General features: G+C 71.7%; 21 protein-coding genes and 5 tRNA genes. 17 read left to right on the top strand and 9 right to left on the bottom strand.

Annotation, left to right across the window (positions count from 1 at the left end; translation table 11 throughout):
- Window positions 1-124: 124 nt before the first annotated feature.
- The 6 genes from ACWD4O_RS31035 (at window position 125) to ACWD4O_RS31010 (ending at window position 1,440) form a co-directional block, all read left to right on the top strand.
- On the top strand, window positions 125-856 hold the full coding sequence (locus tag ACWD4O_RS31035) for an HAD family hydrolase (RefSeq protein ID WP_451284886.1): 732 nt from the start codon (window positions 125-127) through the stop codon (window positions 854-856).
- A 91-nt stretch (window positions 857-947) separates the two neighbouring features.
- Window positions 948-1,019, top strand: a tRNA-Gln gene (locus tag ACWD4O_RS31030).
- 42 nt (window positions 1,020-1,061) lie between these two features.
- Window positions 1,062-1,134: transfer RNA gene (locus ACWD4O_RS31025), tRNA-Glu, on the top strand.
- A gap of 39 nt (window positions 1,135-1,173) precedes the next feature.
- Window positions 1,174-1,246: transfer RNA gene (locus ACWD4O_RS31020), tRNA-Glu, on the top strand.
- A 21-nt stretch (window positions 1,247-1,267) separates the two neighbouring features.
- A tRNA-Gln gene (locus tag ACWD4O_RS31015) sits at window positions 1,268-1,339 on the top strand.
- Between the two features lie 28 nt (window positions 1,340-1,367).
- Window positions 1,368-1,440, top strand: a tRNA-Glu gene (locus tag ACWD4O_RS31010).
- 90 nt (window positions 1,441-1,530) lie between these two features.
- Here the strand turns inward: ACWD4O_RS31010 and ACWD4O_RS31005 are convergent.
- Window positions 1,531-2,175, bottom strand: a complete 645-nt coding sequence (locus ACWD4O_RS31005) for a MerR family transcriptional regulator (protein WP_358806534.1) — start codon at window positions 2,173-2,175, stop codon at window positions 1,531-1,533.
- A 38-nt stretch (window positions 2,176-2,213) separates the two neighbouring features.
- On the opposite strand from ACWD4O_RS31005, the gene ACWD4O_RS31000 reads away from it, so the two are divergent.
- Window positions 2,214-2,708 (top strand): DUF4188 domain-containing protein, encoded by a 495-nt coding sequence (locus ACWD4O_RS31000; RefSeq protein ID WP_451284884.1) that lies wholly within the window; start codon window positions 2,214-2,216, stop codon window positions 2,706-2,708.
- Between the two features lie 84 nt (window positions 2,709-2,792).
- Here ACWD4O_RS31000 and ndgR read toward each other — a convergent pair whose 3' ends face one another.
- Window positions 2,793-3,509, bottom strand: coding sequence for an IclR family transcriptional regulator NdgR (ndgR, locus tag ACWD4O_RS30995; RefSeq protein WP_267027425.1), 717 nt, complete (start codon window positions 3,507-3,509; stop codon window positions 2,793-2,795).
- Between the two features lie 188 nt (window positions 3,510-3,697).
- Between ndgR and leuC the strand changes: the two genes are divergently transcribed.
- The 4 genes from leuC to ACWD4O_RS30975 all read left to right on the top strand — a co-directional run bounded on the left by leuC (window position 3,698) and on the right by ACWD4O_RS30975 (window position 7,043).
- Window positions 3,698-5,128: a 3-isopropylmalate dehydratase large subunit gene (leuC, locus tag ACWD4O_RS30990; RefSeq protein WP_451284881.1), complete on the top strand. Its 1,431-nt coding sequence runs from the start codon at window positions 3,698-3,700 to the stop codon at window positions 5,126-5,128.
- Between the two features lie 6 nt (window positions 5,129-5,134).
- Window positions 5,135-5,728, top strand: a complete 594-nt coding sequence (leuD, locus tag ACWD4O_RS30985) for a 3-isopropylmalate dehydratase small subunit (protein WP_451284880.1) — start codon at window positions 5,135-5,137, stop codon at window positions 5,726-5,728.
- 274 nt (window positions 5,729-6,002) lie between these two features.
- The gene (locus tag ACWD4O_RS30980; RefSeq protein ID WP_351911663.1) at window positions 6,003-6,233 is read left to right on the top strand and encodes an SCO5555 family protein; all 231 of its coding nucleotides are present in this window, start codon (window positions 6,003-6,005) and stop codon (window positions 6,231-6,233) included.
- 138 nt (window positions 6,234-6,371) lie between these two features.
- Entirely contained in the window at window positions 6,372-7,043 is a 672-nt protein-coding gene (locus ACWD4O_RS30975) for an HU family DNA-binding protein (protein ID WP_451284878.1), read from the top strand.
- A 100-nt stretch (window positions 7,044-7,143) separates the two neighbouring features.
- Here ACWD4O_RS30975 and ACWD4O_RS30970 read toward each other — a convergent pair whose 3' ends face one another.
- Together ACWD4O_RS30970 and cofC are read right to left on the bottom strand one after the other, a co-directional pair.
- Window positions 7,144-7,347: a hypothetical protein gene (locus ACWD4O_RS30970; protein WP_451284876.1), complete on the bottom strand. Its 204-nt coding sequence runs from the start codon at window positions 7,345-7,347 to the stop codon at window positions 7,144-7,146.
- Between the two features lie 9 nt (window positions 7,348-7,356).
- The gene (gene cofC, locus ACWD4O_RS30965) at window positions 7,357-7,995 is read right to left on the bottom strand and encodes a 2-phospho-L-lactate guanylyltransferase (protein ID WP_451284874.1); all 639 of its coding nucleotides are present in this window, start codon (window positions 7,993-7,995) and stop codon (window positions 7,357-7,359) included.
- Window positions 7,996-8,157: 162 nt separating this feature from the next.
- On the opposite strand from cofC, the gene ACWD4O_RS30960 reads away from it, so the two are divergent.
- Genes ACWD4O_RS30960 through ACWD4O_RS30950 form a run of 3 tightly spaced genes read left to right on the top strand, consistent with a single transcriptional unit; the run spans window position 8,158 to window position 11,215 of the window.
- Window positions 8,158-8,991 (top strand): lysophospholipid acyltransferase family protein, encoded by an 834-nt coding sequence (locus ACWD4O_RS30960; RefSeq protein WP_451284872.1) that lies wholly within the window; start codon window positions 8,158-8,160, stop codon window positions 8,989-8,991.
- The gene (locus tag ACWD4O_RS30955; RefSeq protein ID WP_451284870.1) at window positions 8,988-9,998 is read left to right on the top strand and encodes an NAD(P)H-dependent glycerol-3-phosphate dehydrogenase; all 1,011 of its coding nucleotides are present in this window, start codon (window positions 8,988-8,990) and stop codon (window positions 9,996-9,998) included. The genes ACWD4O_RS30960 and ACWD4O_RS30955 overlap by 4 nt, the downstream gene beginning before the upstream one ends.
- Before the next feature lie 59 nt (window positions 9,999-10,057).
- A complete protein-coding gene (locus ACWD4O_RS30950; RefSeq protein ID WP_451284869.1) occupies window positions 10,058-11,215 on the top strand; it encodes a D-alanine--D-alanine ligase family protein in 1,158 nt (385 codons plus the stop codon).
- Window positions 11,216-11,304: 89 nt separating this feature from the next.
- Here ACWD4O_RS30950 and ACWD4O_RS30945 read toward each other — a convergent pair whose 3' ends face one another.
- Window positions 11,305-11,787, bottom strand: coding sequence for a DUF3515 domain-containing protein (locus tag ACWD4O_RS30945; RefSeq protein WP_451284867.1), 483 nt, complete (start codon window positions 11,785-11,787; stop codon window positions 11,305-11,307).
- Window positions 11,788-11,807: 20 nt separating this feature from the next.
- Window positions 11,808-12,041, bottom strand: a complete 234-nt coding sequence (locus ACWD4O_RS30940; protein WP_451048086.1) for an Lrp/AsnC family transcriptional regulator — start codon at window positions 12,039-12,041, stop codon at window positions 11,808-11,810.
- A 206-nt stretch (window positions 12,042-12,247) separates the two neighbouring features.
- Between ACWD4O_RS30940 and ACWD4O_RS30935 the strand changes: the two genes are divergently transcribed.
- Both ACWD4O_RS30935 and thiD read left to right on the top strand, forming a co-directional pair.
- Entirely contained in the window at window positions 12,248-13,213 is a 966-nt protein-coding gene (locus ACWD4O_RS30935; RefSeq protein WP_451284865.1) for a thiamine-phosphate kinase, read from the top strand.
- Window positions 13,210-14,034, top strand: coding sequence for a bifunctional hydroxymethylpyrimidine kinase/phosphomethylpyrimidine kinase (gene thiD, locus ACWD4O_RS30930; RefSeq protein ID WP_451284863.1), 825 nt, complete (start codon window positions 13,210-13,212; stop codon window positions 14,032-14,034). The genes ACWD4O_RS30935 and thiD overlap by 4 nt, the downstream gene beginning before the upstream one ends.
- On the opposite strand, the gene ACWD4O_RS30925 is transcribed toward thiD, so the two are convergent.
- The 3 genes from ACWD4O_RS30925 to rpmB all read right to left on the bottom strand — a co-directional run bounded on the left by ACWD4O_RS30925 (window position 13,985) and on the right by rpmB (window position 18,668).
- Complete coding sequence (locus ACWD4O_RS30925; protein WP_451284861.1) at window positions 13,985-15,190, bottom strand: FAD-dependent monooxygenase; 1,206 nt, start codon at window positions 15,188-15,190, stop codon at window positions 13,985-13,987. The genes thiD and ACWD4O_RS30925 overlap by 50 nt on opposite strands.
- Before the next feature lie 35 nt (window positions 15,191-15,225).
- Window positions 15,226-18,330 (bottom strand): AfsR/SARP family transcriptional regulator, encoded by a 3,105-nt coding sequence (locus ACWD4O_RS30920; RefSeq protein WP_451284859.1) that lies wholly within the window; start codon window positions 18,328-18,330, stop codon window positions 15,226-15,228.
- Between the two features lie 152 nt (window positions 18,331-18,482).
- Window positions 18,483-18,668, bottom strand: a complete 186-nt coding sequence (gene rpmB / locus ACWD4O_RS30915) for a 50S ribosomal protein L28 (RefSeq protein ID WP_013000438.1) — start codon at window positions 18,666-18,668, stop codon at window positions 18,483-18,485.
- Window positions 18,669-18,955: 287 nt separating this feature from the next.
- On the opposite strand from rpmB, the gene ACWD4O_RS30910 reads away from it, so the two are divergent.
- The gene (locus tag ACWD4O_RS30910; protein ID WP_451284857.1) at window positions 18,956-20,698 is read left to right on the top strand and encodes a DAK2 domain-containing protein; all 1,743 of its coding nucleotides are present in this window, start codon (window positions 18,956-18,958) and stop codon (window positions 20,696-20,698) included.
- Window positions 20,699-20,736: the final 38 nt, after the last annotated feature.

Here is a 20,736-nt window from a genome sequence, read left to right as displayed (position 1 = left end):
GGTGGGCTCTCCCGTTCGGGCACCCGGAACTCCGGGTGCCGCCCCTCACCTGTGTCCACTTCAGGCGGCGTCATCCTCGTCGAAGATCTCCAGCACGACGACTGCCCGCGATACCGTCGGAGCCATGAGCATTCGCGCCGTGGTCTGGGACGTGGACGACACCCTGTTCGACTACACCTCCGCGGACCGTGAGGGCATGCGGTCCTATCTGACGGCCGAGGGGTTGCTGGACGGTTTCGGGACCGTGGAGCAGGCGCTGACGCGGTGGCGTGAGGTCACCGACCAGCAGTGGGAGCGGTTCTCGGCGGGCGGGATCACCTTCGAGGACCAGCGCCGGGACCGGGTACGGGTGTTCCTGGGCCGCGAGATGACCGACGCCGAGGCCGACGACTGGTTCCTGCGCTACCGCGCCCACTACGAGGCCGCCTGGTCGCTCTTCCCGGACGTGCTGCCCGTCCTCGACGTCCTCGCCGCCAGCCACCGCCACGCGGTGCTCTCCAACTCCAGCCTGGAGGTCCAGAACCACAAGCTGCGCGTCCTCGGCGTCCACGACCGTTTCGAGACCATCCTGTGCGCCGTCGACCTCGGCGTCTCCAAGCCGGAGGCCGGCGCCTTCCTCGCCGCCTGCGAGGCGCTGTCCCTGCCCCCGCACGAGGTGGCCTACGTGGGCGACCACCCGGAGATCGACGGACGGGGCAGCGCCGACGCCGGACTGCTCTCGGTGTGGATCGACCGCTACGGCGGCACGGCGACCGTGGAGGTCCCCGCCGGACGGCACCGGATCGCCAGCCTCGCCGAACTCCCCGCGCTCCTCGGCGCGGATACCCGTTTTGGAGCGCAGTCCACCTTCGGGTAATGTTCTTCCTGCGCCGCCGGAGAGCGGGCCGAAAGGCCGGAACCGGAGGAGCGAAACTAGAACAAGAACCCCTACGGGGCTTGCGTTCCAGTGGCCTATGGTGTAATTGGCAGCACGACTGATTCTGGTTCAGTTAGTCTTGGTTCGAGTCCAGGTAGGCCAGCTCGCAGAGCTCATCTGCGCACGTGGAGATCGACTCCACAAAGCCCCCGTTGTGTAGCGGCCTAGCACGCTGCCCTCTCAAGGCAGTAGCGCCGGTTCGAATCCGGTCGGGGGTACTGGTTCCGATCATGCAGGATCGCATCGGAACTGCTAGGGCCCCCGTTGTGTAGCGGCCTAGCACGCCGCCCTCTCAAGGCGGTAGCGCCGGTTCGAATCCGGTCGGGGGTACTGAAATGGTTTAAACCACATTGGTCTATGGTGTAATTGGCAACACTACGGTTTCTGGTACCGTCATTCTTGGTTCGAGTCCAGGTAGACCAGCTCAGACCTGCGGAAACGCAGTGTCCACGCCCCCGTTGTGTAGCGGCCTAGCACGCCGCCCTCTCAAGGCGGTAGCGCCGGTTCGAATCCGGTCGGGGGTACGCAGCAGAGAAGGCCCTCCACTTCGGTGGAGGGCCTTCTCGCTGTTCGCGGCCCTGTTCGCAGCACTGTTCATGGACCCGAGAGCCGGCTCACTCGAAGCCGTACCGCCGGGCCGACTCCTCCTCCTGGGCCAGCCGGTGCAGCGCCTGCAGCATCGGCTCGATGAGGATCGCGCCCAGCACCGCCGCCTCGATCCGCTCCGCCTCCGACTCCCGCGTCTCCACGAAGTCCAGGTCGAGCACCGCCGCCCGGTGCATCAACTCGGCGTAGGACACGAGGAGTTCGGCGTCCCACTCGTAGCCGAGCCGGCGCAGCGCGGCCACCGACACCACCAGTGAACGGTAGGCGGGGGAGATGGTCGTCAACAGCCGGGCGTTCGACCAGCCCAGGGTGCGCAGCAGTTCGTCGGCCTCCAGATGGGCGGCGCGCACATGGTCGTCCTCCGTGTCCGGCTCGCGGACCTGGGGCAGCGCCCACAGGGCCGCGCCGAGACGGATCGTGCGGCCCAGGGAGTCGTCGTCGACGTGTCCCAGCACCTCACGGACCGTGGCCACCGGCAGTCCGCCCACCTGGATCATCGCGCGCACCAGGCGCAGCCTGCGCAGATGCTCCTCGTCGTACTCGGCGGTCGTCAGGTTGATCTGGCGGCCGGGCGGCAACAGGCCCTCGCGCAGGTAGTACTTGATCGTCGCGGTGGACACCCCGCTGTGTGCGCTCAGTTCGGCCAGTCGCATCTCTTGCGCCTTTCATTGGCTAGCGGCACTATCCAAGCATGTCTGTCAATCTCACCACCGCGAACGCCCGTGGGGACGCGGTCGTCCTGTTGATCGGGATGCGCGTCAACCACTTCTGGGCCGTGCACCAGTGGGTGCCGGTCATGCTGGCGATGTTCCGCATGCTCGCGGAGCTGAAGAAGGATCCGGGGCGCGGTCTGCTCTCCCGGGTGCTGCTGACGGCCTCGCCGCGGACGTACTACGTCGTCCAGTACTGGGAGTCCAAGGAGAAGCTCTACGCCTACGCGAGCGCGCCCGACGCGTTCCACCACAAGGCGTGGGCGAAGGTCAACCGCCTGGACCGGGACGGGAAGGTCCGGGGTCACGTGGGCATCTGGCACGAGGCGTACATCGCGCCGGAGGGGTCCTACGAGTCGATCTACGGGGACATGCCGGCGTTCGGTCTCGCGGCCGCGCACGGGCAGGTGCCGGTGGGGGAGCGGGGGCGATACGCGAAGGACCGGTACGCATACCGGTCCTCGAAGACTGTCTGAGCGGGCGCAGAGCGTCCGAGCCCGGTTCGGGAAGAGCCTGCCGCGGCGTTGAGGCCGGCTCTCGCCCGGAACGGGGATGTGCGCTCAGCCCGTGCGGCGCAGGGCCTCCGACAACCGTGCCGCCGCGTCGATGATCGCCTGGGCGTGCATCCGGCCGGGGTGGCGGGTCAGGCGCTCGATCGGGCCCGAGACGGAGACGGCGGCCACCACGCGGTTGGAGGGGCCGCGGACCGGGGCCGAGACGGACGCGACGCCCGGCTCGCGCTCGCCGATGGACTGTGCCCAGCCACGGCGGCGCACGCCCGACAGGGCCGTCGCCGTGAAGCGGGCTCCCTGCAGACCGCGGTGCAGGCGCTCGGGCTCCTCCCAGGCCATCAGGATCTGCGCCGAGGAGCCGGCCTTCATCGTGAGCGTGGAGCCGACCGGGACCGTGTCCCGAAGGCCGGACAGGCGTTCCGCCGCGGCCACGCAGATGCGCATGTCGCCCTGGCGGCGGTAGAGCTGCGCGCTCTCGCCCGTGATGTCACGCAGATGGGTGAGCACCGGGCCCGCGGTGGCCAGCAGACGGTCCTCGCCGGCGGCCGCGGCCAGCTCGGCGAGGCGGGGGCCCAGAATGAAGCGGCCCTGCATGTCGCGCGCCACCATACGGTGGTGTTCCAAAGCCACGGCCAGCCGGTGGGCCGTGGGTCGTGCGAGTCCGGTGGCAGCGACCAAGCCTGCGAGGGTGGCCGGACCGGACTCCAGGGCGCTCAGGACAAGGGCTGCCTTGTCCAGGACGCCGACGCCGCTACTGTTGTCCATGCAACGATACTCCCGTCTCACTCTGTGAAACGCAAGTTCATTTTTCCGTGAGACGCGCAACCCTTGGACGCATGGCGGCCCGCGGACCAACGGGCCCGGCGGCGGGTGCCCGGGTACAGGGGCGAGGGCGTCGCCTCCACAAGATCTCTAGTTGGGCCGGCGCAGTTCTGCCGGCCGGAGGGAAAGCGATGGGTAGGACACTCGCGGAGAAGGTCTGGGACGACCACGTCGTCCGGCGCGCCGAGGGCGAGCCCGACCTCCTCTTCATCGATCTGCACCTTCTGCACGAGGTGACCAGCCCGCAGGCCTTCGACGGGCTGCGGCAGGCCGGCCGCCCGGTGCGCCGGCTCGACCTCACCATCGCCACCGAGGACCACAACACCCCGACCCTCGACATCGACAAGCCGATCGCCGACCCGGTCTCCCGCGCCCAGCTGGAGACGCTGCGCAAGAACTGCGCCGAGTTCGGCGTGCGGCTGCACCCGCTCGGCGACGTCGAGCAGGGCGTCGTCCACGTCGTGGGCCCGCAGCTGGGTCTGACCCAGCCCGGCACCACCGTGGTCTGCGGCGACTCGCACACCTCCACGCACGGCGCCTTCGGCGCGCTGGCGTTCGGCATCGGCACCTCGCAGGTCGAGCATGTGCTGGCCACCCAGACGCTGCCGCTGGCCCGCCCCAAGACCATGGCCATCACGGTCGAGGGCGAGCTGCCCGACGGCGTCACCGCCAAGGACCTGATCCTGGCGATCATCGCCAGGATCGGCACCGGCGGCGGCCAGGGCTACATCCTGGAGTACCGCGGCGCCGCCATCGAGAAGCTCTCGATGGAGGCCCGGATGACCATCTGCAACATGTCGATCGAGGCCGGCGCCCGCGCGGGCATGATCGCCCCCGACGAGACGACCTTCGCGTACATCAAGGGCCGCGCCCACGCCCCCGAGGGCGAGGACTGGGACGCGGCGGTCGAGTACTGGAAGACGCTCAGGACGGACGACGACGCCGAGTTCGACGCCGAGGTCGTCATCGACGGCGCTGCGCTGGCGCCGTTCGTCACCTGGGGCACCAACCCGGGCCAGGGCGCGCCGCTTTCGGCCGACGTCCCCGACCCTGCTTCGTACGAAGACGCTTCGGAGCGCCTCGCCGCCGAAAAGGCCCTGGAATACATGGGGTTGGAGGCCGGGCAGCCGCTGCGCTCCATCAAGGTGGACACCGTCTTCGTAGGCTCCTGCACCAACGGGCGCATCGAGGACCTGCGCGCCGCCGCCGAGATCGTGCGGAGCCGCAAAGTCGCCGACGGCGTACGGATGCTGGTCGTCCCCGGCTCGGTGCGGGTCGGTCTGCAGGCCGTCTCCGAGGGCCTGGACGCCGTCTTCAAGGAGGCCGGCGCCGAATGGCGGCACGCGGGCTGCTCGATGTGCCTGGGCATGAACCCCGACCAGCTGGCCCCGGGTGAGCGCTCCGCGTCGACCTCCAACCGCAACTTCGAGGGCCGGCAGGGCAAGGGCGGTCGGACGCACCTGGTGTCGCCGCAGGTCGCGGCCGCCACGGCCGTCCTGGGCCACCTGGCCTCCCCGGCCGACCTGTCCGACGCCGAGACCCGTACGCCCGCTGGAGTCTGATCAGCCATGGAAGCATTCACCACGCACACCGGCCGGGCGGTCCCGCTGCGCCGCTCCAACGTCGACACCGACCAGATCATCCCTGCTCACTGGCTCAAGAAGGTCACGCGGGACGGGTTCGAGGACGGGCTGTTCGAGGCCTGGCGCAAGGACGAGAACTTCATCCTCAACCGCCCCGAGCGGCAGGGCGCCACGGTTCTGGTCGCGGGCCCCGACTTCGGCACCGGCTCCTCCCGTGAGCACGCCGTGTGGGCGCTGCAGAACTACGGCTTCAAGACCGTGATCTCGTCCCGGTTCGCCGACATCTTCCGCGGCAACTCGCTGAAGAACGGCCTGCTCACCGTGGTTCTGGAGCAGAAGATCGTGGACGCGCTGCAGGAACTCACCGAGCAGGAACCGCAGGCCGAGATCACCGTCGACCTCGAGGCCCGCGAGGTGCGCGCCGAGGGCATCACCGCCTCCTTCGAGCTGGACGAGAACTCCCGCTGGCGGCTGCTGAACGGGCTGGACGACATCTCCATCACCCTCCAGAACGAGGGCGACATCTCCGCGTACGAGGCCAAGCGCCCGTCGTACAAGCCGAGCACGCTCCAGGTCTGACCCGGAGGCCCCGGAAGACCTGGGCAGGTCGAGTTTCGGCCACCGCGACACCCCCGCCGTACCCCCGATCGGTCCGATCGGGGGTACGGCTGTGTCTGCACCCGTTCGGCCCCGCAAACCTTCGCTGTTCCTCCCAACTTCCCACGTTAGAGCCGGTGTTGCCGGGGTACGCGCCCTGTGCGGACGCAACCGCCGGAAGGGCTCGGACGGCCGTTTGAGGCGGCAGTTGCCCCCTGAGCGGGCGACAACTCGCCCCAGATGGCACAATCTGTGCATGGAACACGACGGCCAACTCGAGCTCTATACGGCGGTCGCGAACCGACTCAAGGAAGCGCACACAACCGTGCGCGCACTGCAAGTCCCGGAGGGCGTACGGATGGCGCTGACCCGGAAGCTGCTGGTCATTACGGCCGCGGCCAAGCACGATCTCGCCGATGCGACAAGGCGTCTGGAGCGGTTCATGGCGGACCTCGACGAGGGGCGAATGCCCGAAGAGGACCGCTGATCGCCTCCGGAGCAGCCGATTTCGTTGCGGCACAAGGGTGATTAGCCCGTTTCGTGTTTGATTTGCGGTATATATCTGCCTAACGTGCGAAAAAGCTTGAACACTTTCGTTCTGGCTAATGTCTCCGAAGGGGAAGACGTGAACAAGGCGCAGCTCGTAGAAGCGATTGCCGACAAGCTGGGCGGCCGCCAGCAGGCCGCCGAGGCGGTCGACGCGGTCCTGGACGCCATCGTCCGCGCGACCGTCGCCGGAGACCGGGTGTCGGTCACCGGCTTCGGTTCGTTCGAGAAGGTCGACCGGCCGGCCCGCTACGCCCGCAACCCCCAGACGGGCGAGCGGGTTCGGGTCAAGAAGACGTCCGTGCCGCGCTTTCGCGCAGGCCAGGGCTTCAAGGACCTGGTGAGCGGGTCGAAGAAGCTCCCGCGCGGTGGCGAGGTCGCCGTCAAGAAGGCCCCCAAGGGCAGCCTGACCGGCGGTGCTTCCGCGACGGTCAAGAAGGCCGCGGCGAAGAAGGCCGCCCCGGCCAAGCGGGCGTCGGCCGCCGCGAAGAAGGCCGCCCCGGCGAAGAAGACGACGGCGGCCGCCAAGAAGACCACGGCCACCGCCAAGAAGGCGACCACGAAGAAGGCCGCGACCAAGAAGACGACGGCGGCGGCCAAGAAGACCACCACCGCCAAGTCCGCCGCGGCCAAGAAGACGACGGCCAAGAAGGCCCCGGCGAAGAAGGCGACGGCCAAGAAGGCCCCCGCCAGGAAGTCGACCGCCCGCAAGACCACCACCGCCAAGAAGGCCACCGCCCGCCAGGCGTAGGGCAGCAGGGGCACTCACGCGCCGGGCCGGACTCCCTCTCGGAGTCCGGCCCGCGGCGTGTCCGGGAGGCCCCCGCCGGGAGCCGCCTCAGGGAGCCGCCTCAGAACGTCTGGAGCGTCACGAGGGTGATCCGGGGACTCGCCTGCGGCCCCTCGATCTCGATCCGCACCCGCTGCCCGGGCCGCAGCAGCCGCAGGCCGCCCGCGTCGAACGCCGGCGCGTCGAAGGGCACCGGTGTCCCGTCGTCCAGCAGCACCTGTCCGCTGCGCGTGTCGGGGTCGTACGTGTATGCGGTCGCCTGCATGGCGGCAGCCTACTGCCCGGGGATCAGCAGGCGCGCGGCCGCCGCGGCCGTCCGGGGCCCCACGCCCAGCGCCAGCGCCGCCCGCAGATCCTCGCCGGTGTCCACGTCCTGGCGTACGGAATCCACCGCGTCGAGCCGGAGTTCCACGGCTCCGGAGGCGCGGTGGCGGGCGCGGGAATGCGTGCCGAATGCGGGGAGCAATTCACGGCCCGGGGCGACGGCGAGCAACGTGGTGCCGATTGCGGCCGCGTCCGGGAGAAAGGCGCGCGGGAATTCCGCGGCCGCATCCAGAACCCGGGCCAATTCCGACGGGCGCAGGGAAGGAAGATCGGCGTTGAGAGCGGCGAGCGGAGCATCGGGGCGCACGGCGCGCACGGCGGCCGCACCGTGGGCCAGGGCGGCGTTGAGGCCCGTGCGCGGCTCGCCCGCGACGATCCGGGCGCCCAGGGCCGCCAGGGCGCGCCCGGCCAGCGCGTCGTCCGTGACCACGGCCACATCTCGCACCGCGGGCGAGGCCAGCGCGGCCGCCACGGTGTCCTCGGCGAAGGCGAGGGCGAGCCCCGGGCGCAGCCCGTCGGCAGCGGTGTCCGCGAGCCTGCTCTTGGCCAGCGCCAAGGGCTTGAGGGGTATGACCAAGGTCCACTGCACCGGCGTACCGTTCCTCTCTTGTCGCGGCCATTGTCACCCGGTCCATCCGTCGGTCGGGCGGGCGGGCGTACCGTGTTCTCGACAGACCGGCGGCCCGGGGCGACACTTGTGCGGCCCCAGGCCCCGGAGCAGGCTTGGGAAGTCCTAGAGGAAGGTGTCCGCGTGCCCAGCCGCAGAATCGGCTTCTGGTACCGCTTCGCAGCGGTCCTCTGCAAACCCTGGCTGGTGGTTCTGATCAAGCGGGACTGGCGCGGAATGGAGCACATTCCGGCCGAGGGTGGATTTATCACCGCGGTGAACCACAATTCGCATGTCGATCCCTTCGCATACGCGCACTTTCAGTACAACAGTGGGCGCGTGCCGCGATTCCTCGCGAAGAGCGGGCTTTTCAAGGAGGGATTCGTCGGCGCCGCGATGCGCGGCACCGGACAGATCCCCGTCTACCGCGAGACCACGGACGCGCTCAGCGCTTTCCGGGCCGCGATCGAGGCCGTGGAACGCGGAGAGTGCGTCGCGTTCTACCCGGAGGGCACCATCACCCGGGATCCCGACCAGTGGCCCATGGTCGCCAAGACGGGCGCCGCGCGCGTCGCCCTGACGACCAAGTGCCCGGTGATCCCCGTCGCCCAGTGGGGCGCCAACGAACTTCTGCCGCCGTACGCCAAGAAGCTCGACGTCCTTCCGCGCAAGACCCACCATGTGCTCGCGGGCCCGCCCGTGGACCTGGCGCGGTTCTACGGCCAGGAGATGACCCCCGAGCTCCTCAAGGAGGCGACGGAGGTCATCATGGCGGCCGTCACCGGCCAGCTGGAGGAGATCCGCGGCGAGAAGGCGCCCGAGACGCCTTACGACCCGCGCCTGGAGCGGATCGAGCAGCGCCGCCGCACCCAGGAGGAGACCGGTGCCGAGACCGGTGCCGAGACCGACGCGGAGGCCGGTGCGGAGCCCGGTCACGCGCAGGTCAGTCACGAGCACGAGGGGGAGAACAGCAAGTGAGCAAGTCCGTGAAGGCGGCGGTGTTCAGCGCCGGTTCATGGGGGACGGCCTTCGGTATGGTCCTCGCCGACGCGGGGTGCGAGGTCACCCTGTGGGCGCGGCGCCCGGAGGTGGCCGAGGCGATCAACACCGGCCGTGCCAACCCCGACTACTTCCCCGGCATCGAGCTTCCGGAGAACCTGCGGGCCACGACGGATCCCGCCGAGGCCGCCGCCGACGCCGACTACACGGTCCTGTCGGTGCCCTCGCAGACCCTGCGCGCCAACCTCGCCGCCTGGACGCCGCTGCTCGCCCCGAACACCGTCCTGGTGTCGCTGATGAAGGGCGTCGAGCTCGGCACGACCATGCGGATGAGCGAGGTGATCGAGGACGTCGCCAAGGTGGGCCAGGACCGGATCGCCGTGGTCACCGGACCCAACCTGGCGAAGGAGATCGCCTCCCGCATGCCGGCCGCGGCCGTCGTCGCCTGCACCGACGAGGCCGTCGCCCAGCGGCTCCAGGCCGCCTGCCACACGCCGTACTTCCGCCCGTACACCAACACCGACGTGGTGGGCTGCGAGCTGGGCGGCGCGGTCAAGAACGTCATCGGCCTCGCGGTGGGCATCGCGGACGGCATGGGGCTCGGCGACAACGCCAAGGGCTCGCTGATCACGCGCGGCCTGGCCGAGACCACCCGGCTGGGCCTGGCGATGGGCGCGGACCCGCTCACCTTCGCCGGACTCGCGGGCCTCGGCGACCTGGTGGCGACCTGTTCCTCGCCGCTGTCGCGCAACCACACCTTCGGCACCAACCTCGGCAAGGGCATGACCCTGCAGGAGACCATCGCGGTCACCCGGCAGACCGCCGAGGGCGTCAAGTCCTGCGAGTCCGTGGCGGATCTGGCCCGCCGGCACGGCGTCGACATGCCCATCACCGAGACGGTCGTCGACATCGTCCACGAGGGCAAGCCTCCGGTGGTCGCCCTCAAGGAGCTGATGTCGCGCAGCGCGAAGCCCGAGCGACGCTGAGCGAACCCGGTGGGCGGACGCTGACTCGCGGCCCTACCACCGGGTACCCTCATGCCGATATGAGCACCGAGAACCTCCCCCAGAGCCCCCAGGCGCCCGCTCGCAAGCCGCGGGTGGCCGTCGTCTTCGGCGGACGCAGCTCCGAGCACGGGATCTCCGTGGTCACGGCCGGCGCGGTCCTGCGGGCCATCGACCGGACCAAGTACGAGGTCCTGCCGATCGGCATCACGCGCGAGGGCCGCTGGTTCCTCACCGCCGACGAGCCCGAGCGGATGGCGATCACCGACCGCCGTACGCCCGACGTCGACGAACTCGCCGAGTCGCGGGACGGCGGCGTGGTGCTCCCCGTCGACCCCGCCAACCGCGAAGTCGTCTACTACGAGCCCGGATCCGTGCCCAAGGCGCTCGGCGAGGTCGACGTCGTCTTCCCGGTGCTGCACGGCCCCTACGGCGAGGACGGCACCCTGCAGGGCCTGCTGGAGCTCTCCGGCGTCCCGTACGTGGGCTCGGGCGTGCTCGCCTCGGCCGTCGGCCAGGACAAGGAGTACATGAAGCGGGTGTTCACCTCCTTCGGGCTCAAGGTCGGCCCGTACGTGGTGATCCGGCCGCGCGAGTGGGCGCAGGACGAGTCCGCCGCCCGCAAGAAGATCATCGACTTCGCCGGCGAGCACGGCTGGCCGCTCTTCGTGAAGCCCGCGCGCGCGGGCTCGTCCATCGGCATCACCAAGGTCGACGACCTCTCCGGGCTCGACGAGGCGATCGCCGAGGCCCAGCGCCACGACCCGAAGATCCTGATCGAGGCCGCGCTGCGGGGCCGCGAGATCGAGTGCGGCGTCCTGGAGTTCGAGGACGGCCCCCGCGCCTCCGCCCCGGCGGAGATCCCGCCGCCGGACGCGCACGCCTACTACGACTTCGACGCCAAGTACATCGACTCGACCCCGGGGATCGTCCCCGCGCCGCTGACGCCCGAGGAGACCGCCGAGGTCCAGCGCCTCGCGGTGGACGCGTTCGAGGCGGCGTCCTGCGAGGGCCTGGTCCGCGCGGACTTCTTCCTCACGGAGGAGGGCGAGTTCGTCATCAACGAGATCAACACGATGCCCGGCTTCACCCCGATCTCGATGTACCCGGCGATGTGGCAGGCGAGCGGCATCGAGTACCCGGAGCTGGTGGACCGCCTGGTCCAGGCGGCGCTGCGCCGTTCGACGGGGCTGCGCTGATCCGCTGAAGGGGCGCGGGGAACTGCGCGACCGGCCACAACGGCGCTGCACCGGAACGACGGCGCAGCGCGGCACGTCCAGCGGAGCGCCTAGTCGGCGATCCCCTCGGGGATCGCCTTCTTGACGGAGGCGGCGACGTCGACGAGCGGTGCCAAACCGTCTCCCGTGCGGTCCTCGGGGATCGTCACCTCGACGTAGGCCCTGCGCAGCGTCGTGGTGAACCGGAACGAGCCGCCGTCCTGCTCCTCCAGCAGCCAGCCGACGCCGTCGACCTCGACGCCGTCCGCGTTCTCGTCGCTCATCTTCTCGGGTCGTTCGACACCGCAGCGCAGTATGATCGCCGGGTTCCCCCAGCCCGCGGTCAGAGCGGACGCGGGTGAGGGATCCCGGCGGCCCTGGTCGTCCACGGTGGACGGCAGCTCCTTGTCCAGGTTTCGGCACAGCTCGGTGACCGTTGCCGAGGGGCTGGGAACCGCCGCCGACGTGTCACCGTCTGCTGAGGAGCAGCCCACCGCAGCGAGCAGGAGGGCGAGCGAGGGCAGGCCGATGGGCCGGTGACGGAAAAGGTTCACCGGCCAAGGTTAGACGGGGGCTACAGATGCACGACCGGGCAGGTCAAAGTGCGGGTGATCCCGTCCACCTGCTGGACCTTGGCGACCACCATGCGGCCGAGGTCGTCCACCGTGTCGGCCTGGGCCCGCACGATCACGTCATAGGGTCCCGTCACGTCCTCGGCCTGGACCACGCCAGGAATCTTGCTGATCTCCTCGGCGACGATCGACGCTTTGCCGACCTCCGTCTGGATGAGGATGTACGCCTGTACCACGGAACCTCCAGGGCGGCCACGAGGATCATGTGGGAAAAGGAAACGCCACGGTATCGCGTCGCCGCTCACCGCGGGGAGACCTGCGGGGACGGCGGCTCGCGCGCCGGGGTGCGGGCACGGCAGAACTTGACGGCTCTCTCGACCGTATCGAGGACACTGGTTACGCGCGACCGGGCACGGACAGGCAAAGAAGGGGCGAAAGGGCAATGAAGGGCACTGTTGGTGAGCTCGGGGAGTTCGGGCTCATCAGGGAGCTCACCTCCCGTCTCACCACCACCTCGGCGGTCCGGGTCGGCCCCGGCGACGACGCCGCGGTGGTCGCCGCGCCCGACCGGCGGGTGGTGGCCAGCACCGACATCCTGCTGGAGGGCCGGCACTTCCGCCGAGACTGGTCCACGGCCTACGACGTCGGCCGCAAGGCCGCCGCGCAGAACCTCGCCGACATCGCCGCCATGGGCGCGGTGCCGACGGCCGTGCTGCTCGGCCTCGTCGTGCCCGCCGAACTGCCGGTCACCTGGCCGTCCGAGCTGATGGACGGCCTGCGCGACGAATGCCAGGTCGCCGGCGCCTCCGTGGTCGGCGGCGACGTCGTACGGGGCGACACGATCATGGTGTCGATCACCGCCCTCGGCGATCTGCGCAACCAGGAACCGGTCACCCGGGGCGGCGCCCAGCCCGGCGACCTCGTCGCGGTGACCGGCTGGCTGGGCTGGTCCGCCGCCGGGTACGCGGTCCTCTCCCGCGGCTTCCGCTCACCCCGCGCCTTCGTGGAGGCCCACCGCCGCCCCGAGCCGCCGTACCACGCAGGTCCGGCCGCCGCCGGGCTCGGCGCGACGGCGATGTGCGACGTCAGCGACGGGCTGATCGCCGACCTCGGGCACATCGCCGAGGCCAGCAAGGTCCGCATCGACATCCGCTCCGGCGCCATCGACATCCCGACGCAGATGAACGACATCGGGCAGGCCGTCGGCGTCGACCCCATCCAGTGGGTGCTCACCGGCGGCGAGGACCACGCGATCGTGGCCACCTTCCCGCCGGACGTGAAACTCCCCGCCCGCTGGAAGGTGATCGGCGAGGTCCTCAACCCCTCCGCCCTGCCCCAGGTGACGGTCGACGGGGCGCCCTGGACCAGCAAGGGCGGCTGGGACCACTTCGGGGACCTGGAACAGTGAGGCCTCGCGTCCTGACGGTGGCCGGCTCCGACTCCGGCGGCGGGGCCGGGATCCAGGCCGACCTGAAGGCGATGCTCGCGCTGGGCGTGCACGGCATGAGCGTGATCACGGCCGTCACCGCGCAGAACTCTCTCGGCGTGCAAGGGGCTTGGGAGCTGCCGGCGGAGGCCGTGCGGGCGCAGTACCGCAGCGTCGTCGACGACATCGGCGTGCAGGCGGTGAAGACGGGCATGCTCGCCTCCGCCGAACTCGTCGAGGCCGTGGCCGAGTTGATCGCGGGCACGGACGCTCCCGTGGTCGTCGACCCGGTCGGCGTCTCCAAGCACGGGGACAGCCTGCTGGCCGCCTCCGCGCTGGACTCCGTACGGAAGAAGCTGCTGCCGGTCGCCACCGTCGCCACCCCGAACCTCGACGAGGTGGCCCAACTGACGGGCATACAGGTCGAGTCGGAGGAGCAGCTGCGGGCCGCGGCGGACGCCGTGCTGGCGTACGGGCCGCGCTGGGTGCTGATCAAGGGCGGCCACCTCCCCGGCGACGCGGTCGACCTGCTGACGGACGGCGCCGAGGAGCACTGGCTGCGCGCGCCGAGGTACGACAACCGGCACACGCACGGCACCGGCTGCACGCTCGCGTCCGCGATCGCGTCGCAGCTGGCGAGGGGACGGTCCGTGCCGGAGGCGGTGGCGGCGGCCAAGAGGTACGTCACCGGGGCGATCGCCGCCGGGTTCGCCCTCGGCGCGGGGATCGGTCCCGTGGACCACGGGTGGGATCTCACCCGGGGTACGGCCGGAGCCCGATGTCCGTCGCCGCCTTCTCGGTGAGCCGCTTGAAGAAGCCTCCCATCAGGCGCGAGCTGAGCAGCCGGTACATCCGGTCCCGGCTGCGGATGCGCCGTTCGGTCGCCGGGGCGAAGAACGGGCCCACGTTGCCGGAGATCTTCTGGCAGCCCTTGGCGAAGGACCGGATCCGGCTCTCGTACTCGGCGAACGCCGTGCCGTGGTCGCCGCCCGCGAGAGCCAGCTCGCCCGCCAGCACATACGCGCCGACGATCGCGACGCCCGTCCCCATGCCGCCCATGGTCGCGCCGTACCCGGCATCCCCGAGCAGCGCCACCCGGCCCTCGGCGAGGCGGTCGACATGGATCTGGGCGATCTCGTCGAAGTACACCCGGTCGGCCTCCGCCAGCGCCTTGAGCACGTTCGGCGCCTCCCAGCCCATCCCGGCGAACCGCTCGGCGAGGATCCGTTTCTGCGCGGCCATGTCCCGCCGGTCGTACGACAGTTGCTCCGACCTGAAGACCAGCAGCGCGCCCGCACGGTCCGGGTCCCCGTCGTAGTTGCCGAGGGCGATCGCGCGGCCCGGCTCGCTGTACAGCCGGCCGGTGCGGTTCAGCCCCAGGTCGTTGGGGACCTCGAAGCCGGCCACGTAGTGGTCGAGGAAGCGCAGGTGGCGGGACTCGTCGCCGAAGACCAGCCGCCGGGTGTTCGAGTGCAGGCCGTCGGCGCCGATCACCAGGTCGAAGCGGCGCGGGGCGCCCGCCTCGAAGGTCACGTCGACGCCGGCGGCGGTGTCCGTGAGGGTGGCGATCGAATCGCCGAAGACGTACTCGACGTCGTCCCGGGTGCGCTCGTACATGATCTGCGCGAGCTCGCCGCGAAAGACCTCGACGTCGCCGCTCATCATCTCCGACGGCAGGTCCACCCGAGGCGAGCCGTCCGCGGCGACGACGATCTGGCGGCCCATGTGCGTCTGCCGGGCGTGGATCTCGTCCCAGATGCCCATGGCGGTGAGGATCTCGCGGTGGACGTGCCCGCGGAAGTCGACCGCGAAGCCGCCCGCGCGCAGGTCCGTGGACTTCTCGACGACGGTGACACGGGCGCCGTACCGCAGGAGGTTCAGCGCGAGGGCCGGGCCGGCGACGCTCGCGCCGGAGATCAGGACGTCGAGATGGCTGAGGCTGCGCTGTGCGTTCGTCATGTGCACCAGCCTCACGGCGGCCGCTGACCGTCCTCCTACCGTGCGCTGACCGCCGCCGACCGCAGCGCGCGCCCCCGCTCGAACGCCTCGTCGTACGCCTGGGCGTATGCCTGGTCGTGCGCCGTCGAGGACAGCTTCGTACGGACGTCCCGTTCGAGGCGTACGACATCGGGGTCGCCGTGGGTCTCCGCGCCCCGCAGGCCCGCCGCCGCGCCCAGCAGCTCGGCCGACCGCTCCGGTCCCTCGGCGACCTCCGCCAGCACTTCGGCGACGACGGCGACGATCTCGGCGCCGGGCTGCTCCTCGGCGATGACGAGAGCCTGCGCGCACCACTCACGGGCCTGCTCGACGTCCCCCTCCGCGGCGGCCGTACGGCCCAGCCCGACGAGGATGAGGACGGTCTCGCCGCGGCTGAACCAGTTCGCCGAGCACGCCTCCAGGGCGCTTTCGTAGTGCACGCGCGCGTGAGCGGTGTCCCCGGACAGCCGGGCCGTGTCGCCGAGCCCGCGCCGGGCGGCCGCCAGCTTGTCGGAGGCGCCCGCGGTGCGCGCGAGGGCCGCGGACTGCGTGAAGTGCGCGGCGGCGTCCTCGGCGTCGCCCCGGTGCAGCAGCACGAACCCGCGCGAGCGCAACAGGTCCGCCGTCTCCTCCGGCGCCTGGAGCTCGCGCACGTATGTCAGGCCCTCGTCGAGCAGTTCCAGGGCGCGTGCGTACTTCCCGCGCCGGTTCGCGTACCCGCCCAGCGGATCCAGGCAGTTGGCCATGCCCCAGCGGTCGCCCGTATCCCGGAAGCCGGCCAGCGCGCGCGTGAAGGCGTCCTCGGAGGCGGACGCCTCGCCGGCGAACTGGTGCTGGTAGGCGACCCCCAGGTCAAGCAGCGCGTGCCGCCAGGCGCCCTCGCCCAGCTGCACGCGCACGTGGTCGTTGAGCGCCGTCGACATGGGGCCGCCGGTCAGCGACCACAGCACCATCGTGAACGGCAGCCGCAGCGGCCCCTTCAGCGACTCCATGAGCGCTTGCACGCGCGCGATGCGGTCGGCCTCGGCGGGGTCGTCGCCGCGCCCGGTGACGGTGTTCATCAGACACAACGCGTACTCCTCGGCCAGTCCCTCGGGCGGCTCGTCGCCCACGGCCGCGAGGAGCGCGCGGGCCTGCGGCACCTGCGCGCCGTGCAGCCCACGCAGCCGCCGGAACCAGGTCAGCGCCGCCGTCAGCCGCAGTGCCGCGCCGGGGTCGACGGCGGTCAGATGGCCCACGGCCGCGTCCAGGTCGGCGAGCTCGGCGTCCAGCCGGGCCAGCCAGGGGAGCTGCTCCCGGCCGCGCAGACACGGTTCCGCATCCTCGGCCAGCCGCAGGAAGTACCTGGCGTGCGCCGCTTGCGGGGCCGATTCGGCGGTGTGTCCGTCGGTGTGTCCGTCGGCTCGCTCGCGGGTGCGTCCGTCGGTGTGCTCGTAGGTGTGCTCGTAGGTGTGCTTCTCGGCGGCGAACGCGCGGATCGTCTCCAGCATGCGGTAGCGGCCCTCGGTCACCTCCAGGAAGGACTTCTCCACGAGCGAGGCCAGCAGATCCTCCGGGTACGGCACCGCGCACACCGCCTCCACCGCGTCCAGCGCGGCACCCCCGGAGAACACCGTGAACCGCCGGGCCAGCTCCCGTTCCTCCTCGTCCAGCAGGTCCCAGCTCCACTCCACGACCGCGCGCAGCGTGCGGTGCCGGGGCGCCTTGGAACGGTCGCCGCGGGACAGCAGCCGGAACCGGTCGTCGAGCCGGTCGGCCAGCTCCTGCGGGGTCAGGGTGCGCAGCCGGGCCGCCGCCAGCTCGATCGCCAGCGGCAGTCCGTCCAGGGCCGCACAGATGTCGGCCACACGCGCGTGGCCCTCGAAACCGGGCCGCACGGCACGCGCGCGGTCCAGGAACAGCCGCACCGCGGGATCCGGCGGCAACGGCGGCACGGGCACCAGCGCCTCGCCGGTGATCCCGAGGGACTCCCGGCTGGTCGCCAGCACCCGCACCCCCGGGCAGGTCGCGAGCAGCAGGGCGGACAGCCGGGCCGCGTCCTCGACCAGGTGCTCGCAGTTGTCGAGGACCAGCAGCAGCTCCCGGTCCTCCAGCGCGACCAACAGCCGGTCGGCGCCGTCCCCGGCGGGCGTGCGGAACCCTTCCCGCACCCCGAGCGCCGCGAGCACGGCGTACGGGATCCGCGCCCCGTCGGTGAGCGGCGCAAGCTCGACGAAGCACACGTCCGCACGCGTGCGTGCCGCCTCGATCGCCAGTCGGGTCTTCCCGGCGCCGCCCGGTCCGGTGAGGGTGACGAGCCGGGCGTGGGGGTCGGACAGGGCCTCGGCGATCCGGGCGAGTTCGCTCTCCCGGCCGATGAACCGGGTGAGCTGCACGGGGACGGAGGGCCGCGCGGGTCCGTCGCCCCGGAGCAGCTCCAGGTGGAGCGCGGCCAGCTCGGGCGACGGGTCCGCGCCCAGCTCGTCGGCGAGGGTGCGCCGGGCCTGCTCGAACACCGTGAGCGCCTCGGCGGGCCGCCCGCCCGCGTGCAGGGCCCGCATCAGCTGTCCGTACAGCCGCTCGCTCAGCGGGTGCGCGGCCAGCAGCGCCCGCAGCTCGGGCACCAGCTCGGGCCCGCCGCCGAGCCCGAGATCCGCTTCGACGCGGTCCTGGACGGCCGTCAGCCGCAGCTCGTCGAGCCGGGCCCGCTCGGCGTGCGCGTCGGGGAGGTCGGGCAGGGCCGGGCCGCGCCACAGGGCGAGCGCCTCGCGCAGCAGGCCGGCCGCACCGGGACGGTCCCCGGCGGCGAGCGCGGCGCGCCCCGCACCGGCCAGGCGCTCGAAGCGGTGGCGGTCGACGGCGTCGGGCGGGACGGCCAGGCGGTAGCCGGTGGAGGTGGCCTCGATCTCGGCGTGCGGGGCCAGCCGGCGGCGCAGCCGGGAGATCTGGGACTGGAGCGCGTTCGCGGCTCCGGCGGGCGGCTCGGCGCCGTACAGACCGTCGGTCAGGCGCTCCAGCGGGACGCCGTGCCCCGCGTCGAGCAGCAGCAGGGTGAGCAGGGCCCGGGGGCGGGGACCGCCGGGGTCGACGGGGGTGCCGTCGTCGGTGCGGAGGTCGAGGGAGCCCAGGATGCCGAAGCGCATTCACCCGAGTCTGGCAGGCGCAGGGATCCGGGGGCCCGCCCATGGACCGGCCGGGTGCTCCTGAACGGGCGGAGCACAGCAGAAAGCCGGCCCACACGAGGTGGACCGGCTCAATGCAGCGAACCAGCAGTGGCCGCGCACTTAGCTGTGCGTCAGCGCGAGACCTTGCCGGCCTTGATGCACGAGGTGCAAGCGTTCACGCGCTTCGGCGTCCCGCCGACCACGGTACGCACGCGCTGGATGTTCGGGTTCCAGCGACGGGACGTACGGCGGTGCGAGTGCGAGATGTTGTTGCCGAAGCTCGGCCCCTTGCCACAGACGTCGCAGTTGGCAGCCACGGGTCACTCCAAAGACTTCAGATGCACTTACGGTTGATCCCGGCATGCCGGGATCAGGATCGTAGGATCTGAGTGGCGGTGCCAGGGGGAAAGCCCGACGGGATCGGGCAACCGGAGCAGCATACAACGACTGCGCCAGTACAACGAAACTACCATGGCTGCTCAGGGCCCCTGCCCCCGGCCCCGGTGGTGCCGGCCGGTTCTCCGGTCCGGTTCCGGCCCGTTTTCCGGCGGACACCGGCGCTGGGTTTACGCTGCGTCCAGTCCAGCAGCTCAAGGAGGCGCAGGTGGCGCAGGTGCCGCAGACATTCTTCGATGCTCTCGCGGTGCGCACCTGGTGCGGCCTCGCGCTCACGGCGCTGGGCCGGGCCCGCGAGGAGATCGACGCCATCAACGTCTACCCGGTCGCGGACGGGGACACCGGCACCAATCTGTATCTGACCGTCGAGTCGGCGGCGACCGCGGTCGAGGCGGTGTTCGCCGGATACGAGTTCGGTTCCCCTTCGGGGGTCCGGTCCGTTTCCGGGGGCGCGTCCGTCGAGCAGCCTTCGCTCGCCGACGCCTCGCGCGCGATGGCGCACGGCGCGCTCATCGGGGCGCGCGGGAACTCGGGGACGATCCTCGCGCAGCTGCTGCGCGGCATGGCCCAGGTGCTCGCCGCCGAGCGCGGGGCCCCGCACACCGACGGGGACGGGCTGCGCCTGGCCTTTCGGCAGGCGGCCGACTCCGCCCGGCTGGCCGTCGCCCACCCCGTCGAGGGCACCGTCCTGTCGGTCGCCTCGGCCGCCGCCGACGCGGCCGGGGGAGCGGAGGGGGACTGCGGGACGGTCGCCAGGGCGGCCTACCAGGGCGCGTGTGCGGCGCTCGCCGCGACCCCGGGGCAGCTGGCCGTACTGGAGCGCGCCGGGGTGGTCGACGCGGGCGGCCGGGGGCTGGTCGCGGTCCTCGCGGCCCTGGTGGAGACGTTCACGGGAGAGGCGCCGGGGCTCTCCGCCGCGGTGTCCGCGTCCACCGTCTCGCACACGCGCGTGCAGTCGGCCGGGGCAGCGGACGCGGAGGATTGCGCCGACGGGGCGGACGGGGCTGAAGGCGAGGGTGGCGAGGGCGGTCCCGCCTTCGAGGTGATCTACCTCCTGGAGGCCGAGGACACGGCGGTGGCACGGCTGCGGCAGCGCCTGGACGCCCTGGGGGACTCGCTCGTCGTGGTCGGCGGCGACGGCCTGTGGAACGTCCACGTGCACGTGGACGACGCGGGCGCCGCCGTGGAGGCCGGCGTCGAGGCGGGCCGGCCCTACCGGATCCGCATCACGCACTTCGGCGTCGGCGACGCACACACGCGCGGGGGCGAGCGCCCGCCCCGCGAACGCGTCCAGCGCGCGGTCGTCGCCGTCGTGCCCGGCGAGGGCCTGGCCGGGCTGTACACCGAGGCGGGCGCGACGACCGTGCTCGCGCGCCCCGGGGAGCCGCCCGCCAGCGGCGAGCTCGTCCAGGCCGTACGACGGGCCCACGCGCGCGAGGTCGTGCTGCTGCCCAACGACGCCGACCTGCGGCACACCGCCGCCGCGGCCGCCGAGCAGGCCCGCACGGAGGGCATCCGGGTGGCCCTGATCCCGACCCGCTCCGCGGTCCAGGGGATCGCCGCGCTCGCCGTCCACGAGCCGGACCGCCGCTTCGACGAGGACGTCGTCTCGATGACCTCGGCGGCCGGCGCCACCCGCTACGCCGAGGTCGTCGTCGCCGAGCGCCAGTCGTGGACCATGGCCGGCATCTGCCAGGCCGGCGACGTCCTCGGGCTCGTCGACGGCGATGTGGCCGTCATCGGCTCCGATGTCACCGCCACCGCCGAGTCCGTCCTGAACCGCATGCTGTCGGCCGGCGGCGAACTGGTCACCCTCGTGCTCGGCGACGAGGCCCCCGAAGGCGTCGCCGAGCACCTGGAGGCGCGGGTGCGGGAGGCGTACCTCGCCGTCGACACGGTGGTGTACCGGGGCGGGCGGCAGGGGGCGTTGTTGTTGATCGGCGTGGAGTGAGCGAAGACGAGTGGTCGAGTGAGCGCATACGAGTAGGT

It is taken from the genome of Streptomyces sp. NPDC002623, from assembly GCF_053592635.1.
Note: the sequence above shows the minus strand (reverse complement) of the source record. Positions and strands in the feature narration are given on the sequence as shown.